We start from the raw sequence: 2,906 nt of genomic DNA, 5'->3' as shown, positions 1-2,906 counted from the left end.
CATCGCGCTCCATCTCTCCGCCTCGGGGCAGGCGCGGATTCCCGTCACCCTCGAGCTCTTGCCAGACCAGGTGAACCGCGAGGGGAAGGATGCCCAGCAGAGCGATGCGGATATCGAGCATCTGGTCGAGGCTGGGCTGCGGGCGCAGCTCAATTCCCAGAGCTTCGTCACCGGCCAGCTCCGGGTTGATCTCGACTTCCGTCCCGGCACCCCCGCAGAGCGGGTCGCAGCGGACACAGGGGGCCTGCCCCAGATTCCGGCTATAGCATCGGACCTGGACCGCCTGCGGGAGACGCTCGCCGACGTCCCGGTGCAGGAGGTAGTGCGGACCGCTCAGCGGAGCTTGGCCTCGCTCGAGCGCTTGGCCAACCACGTGGATGCGGAGCTGGACCCTCTGCTGGACAGCACGCGGCGCGGCATCGATTCCGCAACCAGGACCCTGGACACGACCGAGCAGGCGGTTGTCCGTCTCCAGACCGATGCGTCCCGCACCCTGCAGGAGTTGGACGGGCTCGCGTCCGGTGCCCGGCAACAACTCGACGAGCGGGGCGCCGAACTCGCGCGCGTCCTCGGCTCGGCGGACCGAGTGGCGAGGCAGGCTGAGACGATACTCTCTTCATTGGGTGGCCTGATGGCCCCGCGCTCGCAGCTCCGCAGCGATCTCGAGGCTGCGACGCGTGACCTCGCCGCCAGTGCCGGCTCGCTGCGCGGCTTCGCGCGGGCGATCGAACGTGACCCCAGTGCCGTGCTCAGAGGGAGAAACGCACGATGAGCGGCTTTCCGGTTCCCACCACGCGCCGGCGGCGAACCACCGCGCTGGGGACTGTGCTTGGCGTCTGCAGTCTCGCGCTCGCCGCCTGTGGCTCGGCTGGGCCGCCCCCGGTCACCTATGTGCTCGGGCCGCCCGAGGCCGGCACCGAGGGCTCCGAGTCCTTGACCGGCCGGCCCGTGGTCGAGGTGAAGCCGGTTCTGGTACCGGACTACCTGGACGTGACCGACATCCTGGTCCGGCGCGCCGAGAACATGGTGGCCTCAAGCGCGACCGGCCGCTGGGGCGAGCGGCTCTCCGTGGGCGTCACGCGTGCCCTCGCACTCGGGCTGACGCGTCGCCTGCCAGACATCATCGTCACCACCACCGAGCCCACCGAGCGACCGGCGCGGCAACTCCTGGCCGAGGTCGAGACCTTCGAGCCGCGCGCGGACGGGTCCGTTGTTCTCGTAGCGCGGTGGCGCGTGCTGGACGGCGGTGGGCGCGAGACGCTGGCCGGTGAGCGCGTGTCACTGAAGGAGTCCATGGCAGAGCCGGGTGACGCAGCGATCGTGGCGGCAATGACCCGGGCGGTCGAGAACCTCGCCGATCGTGTTGCGGCCGGTGTTCGGCGTGCCATGCCCGCGCCCCGCCCGGGACGGTGACCCATCTCCTCCGCCAGCCGCCCAGTCCCACTGCTGCACCAACCTCCAGAGCAGCCCAGCCGGTGCGCTTCCTGCCAGGTCGAGGAGAATGCTCATGTGTGCCACTCAGTCCCGGTCTGACCTCGACGAGGTGAGGTCCGGGCTTCGTTCGCGATGGGGATGGTTTATCAACGCCGCCATCATCGCTTCACGATGAACGCGAACAGACCCTAATGCGAGCTCGTGGGCTTGCCGGCTTTCGGGCGCGGCGAACGAAGGTCCGTCTTTCACGACTGCTCCGATGCATCCTGGCGTTGGGACCGTCCGCATGTGCCCTGGAGGACTCGCATGTGGCGCAGCTGGCACTGAACAGTCTGGTTGGCCTCTCGGAAGCTGAGCTGGTCAGCTGCCTTGGCGTTCCCAACCGCCGGGAGCGGTTCGATCAGATGAGCGTCCTCTCCTATGATGGAAGCTCCACCAGTTCTGGAGGCCTCAGCCTTACTCTTCCGGTCGTCGGAGGATTGAGTTTTACTGGAGGCGGGAACTGTCACCTTGCCGTTCGCGTGGACAGTGGCCGGGTGAGCAGCATCAGGTACACCGGGGAAGTTGATGCGCCGTTCGCCCCGCGGGCTTACTGCGCACCTCTGGTCAGGAGTTGCGTCACTCAGCCTCCGTCACCTGCTCCTGTGCAAGCCCCGGCTCCTCAGGCTCCCCTGGGGAGCCAGGCAGAGCCACTACCGGCGTACCCGGAAGGGCAGCAGGGGGTAGTCACGGCAGCGGCGGCCGCAGGATCAATCGGCCGTGAGAAAGATGGAGCGGCGGATGGTTCAATCGAAGGGCAAAGCCATTCCGAAGGACCAATTAGCAGGCTGCGGAAATTCGCTGCTCCAGCCCAGCCACACGAACAATCCGAATTGGACAGACCGTGATGTGCACAACACTTCTGTGCCCGAATCGTACGCAGCGTAATAAAATTTCGTAGAAGCCTCGCCAAAATCGAATTTCCGCAGCCTGTTAAATGAAGAGTGAAAGCAGTGGCAACAAGGCCGGCAATCTCTTCAGTGCGAGTTCAATCAGCCTCTTTGGAGACCCGACCAGGACTCGCGCCAATGTGGACCAAGCCACTGCCGGGTCCGACGCCGCCCTGGCGCCGTATCGCAGAACCGTACTTGCGGCGCTCCAGGACGCCGAAAGCTCTCCGTCAGGATTCCGACATCAGGGCCAGAACGTAGCCAGACTCGGGCAGGAAAGCCGGGCAGCTGCTCGCGCTGCGTCACTGACGCGAGATCTCAATCGTGCCGGGACCGTGTGCCGCATCGATAGCCTCGACACGGAGCGCCAGCGGCTACCAAGCCGCCTTTCGTTTCTTGCCCGGCACTTGGCTCAGCTCGTATGAGGCGGCCCGGCATGCCGCATCGTGGTTCTGGGCGTGGTTGAGGGAGGCAGGCAGTGTCACCTTTCTGGACAGCGGCGGCTCCCCTGACGCTGCTCTTCCTGACCGGCTGCTCGGGAGG

2 protein-coding genes are annotated in these 2,906 nt (G+C 66.3%); both read left to right on the top strand.

What is annotated here, in order from left to right:
* Window positions 1–772: MlaD/PqiB family protein (locus ACO1BU_RS36595; protein ID WP_424140778.1), on the top strand; the 772-nt coding region annotated here is incomplete at its 5' end.
* Window positions 769–1,413: a PqiC family protein gene (locus ACO1BU_RS36590; RefSeq protein WP_424140777.1), complete on the top strand. Its 645-nt coding sequence runs from the start codon at window positions 769–771 to the stop codon at window positions 1,411–1,413. The genes ACO1BU_RS36595 and ACO1BU_RS36590, both read left to right, overlap by 4 nt.
* The last annotated feature ends 1,493 nt before the right edge of the window (window positions 1,414–2,906 follow it).

The sequence above is a fragment of the Roseomonas chloroacetimidivorans genome, assembly GCF_049629625.1.
Lineage (GTDB): Bacteria > Pseudomonadota > Alphaproteobacteria > Acetobacterales > Acetobacteraceae > Roseomonas > Roseomonas chloroacetimidivorans.
Note: the sequence above shows the minus strand (reverse complement) of the source record. Positions and strands in the feature narration are given on the sequence as shown.